General features: G+C 60.6%; 5 protein-coding genes. 3 read left to right on the top strand and 2 right to left on the bottom strand.

Annotation, left to right across the window (positions count from 1 at the left end):
* Positions 1-59: 59 nt before the first annotated feature.
* Complete coding sequence (locus GOB93_RS20855) at positions 60-275, bottom strand: hypothetical protein (RefSeq protein ID WP_173585266.1); 216 nt, start codon at positions 273-275, stop codon at positions 60-62.
* A 78-nt stretch (positions 276-353) separates the two neighbouring features.
* The gene (locus tag GOB93_RS20850; protein WP_062446539.1) at positions 354-542 is read right to left on the bottom strand and encodes a hypothetical protein; all 189 of its coding nucleotides are present in this window, start codon (positions 540-542) and stop codon (positions 354-356) included.
* A 161-nt stretch (positions 543-703) separates the two neighbouring features.
* On the opposite strand from GOB93_RS20850, the gene GOB93_RS20845 reads away from it, so the two are divergent.
* The 3 genes from GOB93_RS20845 to GOB93_RS20835 are packed head-to-tail and all read left to right on the top strand — an operon-like array spanning position 704 to position 1624.
* Positions 704-958: a type II toxin-antitoxin system Phd/YefM family antitoxin gene (locus GOB93_RS20845; RefSeq protein ID WP_173571181.1), complete on the top strand. Its 255-nt coding sequence runs from the start codon at positions 704-706 to the stop codon at positions 956-958.
* A complete protein-coding gene (locus GOB93_RS20840) occupies positions 958-1386 on the top strand; it encodes a type II toxin-antitoxin system VapC family toxin (protein WP_173585268.1) in 429 nt (142 codons plus the stop codon). Before GOB93_RS20845 ends, GOB93_RS20840 begins: the two co-directional genes overlap by 1 nt.
* Before the next feature lie 19 nt (positions 1387-1405).
* Positions 1406-1624, top strand: a complete 219-nt coding sequence (locus GOB93_RS20835; protein ID WP_173585267.1) for a hypothetical protein — start codon at positions 1406-1408, stop codon at positions 1622-1624.
* Positions 1625-1735: the final 111 nt, after the last annotated feature.

Genomic DNA, 1735 nt, shown 5'->3' with positions numbered 1-1735 from the left:
GACTTGAACTCTGCCGCATACCGTTTCCGCGTAACCTTGCCCATAAAACCCGTCCTCGTTCAGGCCAGATGATAGCTTATCGCCCTGTCCGAAAAATGGGGACCACCTCTGGCCTTGCGGTCCGGCCGATACCGGTAAGGCACGAAAGGCAATAGAGCGTCGAGCTTGTCCCGGTGCGCCATCCAGCACTTCTGCTCCCCGTTGAACGTGGCACCGCCCCGGGCTGCTTCCTTACGGCGCTCAAACGGGACGCAAAGAGGAATGAGTGTCGTCAAGGCAATCACCACAAAAGGGACGGCCGAGCGTGGCCGCCGTGGAAAGAGGGAATGTCGAGGCGCTCGGGATATATCCCGTCAATGCTGATGGGACGACCCCGGATCACCCTCCCGCTTCGGGGCCACGCTCGCGTTTCCCTCAGTCGCGTCAGCAGAACTGTCCTTCGGCCGCGGGCTTTCCGAAGAGGCCGTGCGGCTGCGCGCCTCCGCCACGAGGCGTTTGACGCGCTCGACTGCCATTGCACCACCATGCTCCATCGTGTTCATCGGCTTTCTCCGTTCAGAATGTCAGCTCCAGGTCGGGCACCTGCCCTGTGAAGGACACTAGCTGGCCCGTTTGTGAGTGCAGACCGGAAGAGCCCGATTTCCATGGCGCTGTCTGCTCCATTGTAGTAATGTCGCTACATAAGAAGCAGGAGGCTCCCGAGATGACTGTCACCACATTTTCCAGTCGTGAGTTCAACCAGGACACGTCCCGGGCGAAGAAGGCTGCCGTTGAGGGGCCTGTCTTCATCACTGACCGCGGCAGGCCGGCGCATGTTCTGCTGAGCATCGACGACTATCGCCGGCTGACCCACAGACCGCGAAAGATCGCGGATGCACTCGCCCTGCCTGGTGCTGAAGACATCGAGTTCGATCCGACGCCCATGACCCTCGGCCTGCGTCCCGCGGACCTCGGTTGATGTTCCTGCTGGACACGAACGTTGTTTCCGAACTGCGAAAGGTGCGGGCGGGCAGGGCCGACCCCAATGTTGCAAGATGGGCAGAGCAGGTGGAGGCCGAGAGCCTTTTCCTGTCTGCCGTCACCGTCATGGAGCTGGATGTCGGTGTCATGCGGATCGAGCGCAGGGATCCCGCCCAGGGAAGCGTTCTGCGGAACTGGCTGGAGAACTACGTTCTACCCGAGTTTTCGAAGCGGGTACTTCCCATCGATCTGGCGGTCGCCCGCCGCTGCGCTCACCTGCATGTTCCGGATCCGGGCCCGGAGCGCGACACCCTCATCGCCGCGACCGGCCTGGTACATGGCATGACGGTTGTGACACGGAATACGAATGATTTCCGGTATTCGGGGGTGCCACTCCTCAATCCATGGAAAGCACAGCATGACTGATCACCGGCAAGACTGCGGCATGGCCGATTGTGAAGCCCTGTTCGTCGAGGGACTGAGGCAGTTCGTGGATGCCTGCGCGTATATCAACGCCGCCTTCCCGAACGAAGCGGAAGACGCCCCCTGGACAGTAACGGTGCATCGTCTTGCAGCGAGCGCTGCTGAGGCAGCGGAGAACCTTGAAAATCCCTCCGCAAGTGAGATTGCCCTATGGGCGGACGAGGCAATGAAAGTCCGCTAAGGGGGGGAAGCTGAATGTCGGCTGTCAGGCATGAAAATCTGACCTGACCGAGAGGCAGATTCGCATCATAAACGCGTTACGTCCTGCGTCTGATCCTGACCTGTCAGACAG

The sequence above is a fragment of the Acetobacter musti genome, assembly GCF_011516835.1.
Taxonomy (GTDB): Bacteria; Pseudomonadota; Alphaproteobacteria; order Acetobacterales; family Acetobacteraceae; genus Acetobacter; species Acetobacter musti.
The sequence above is the reverse complement of the archived record's forward strand: the minus strand, read 5'-3'. Positions and strand labels throughout refer to the sequence as shown.

Coding starts and splice junctions, on each gene's coding strand:
- GOB93_RS20850 (WP_062446539.1), bottom strand. CDS start 542: ATGAACACGATGGAGCATGGTGGTGCAATGGCAGTCGAGCGCGTCAAA.
- GOB93_RS20845 (WP_173571181.1), top strand. CDS start 704: ATGACTGTCACCACATTTTCCAGTCGTGAGTTCAACCAGGACACGTCC.
- GOB93_RS20840 (WP_173585268.1), top strand. CDS start 958: ATGTTCCTGCTGGACACGAACGTTGTTTCCGAACTGCGAAAGGTGCGG.
- GOB93_RS20835 (WP_173585267.1), top strand. CDS start 1,406: ATGGCCGATTGTGAAGCCCTGTTCGTCGAGGGACTGAGGCAGTTCGTG.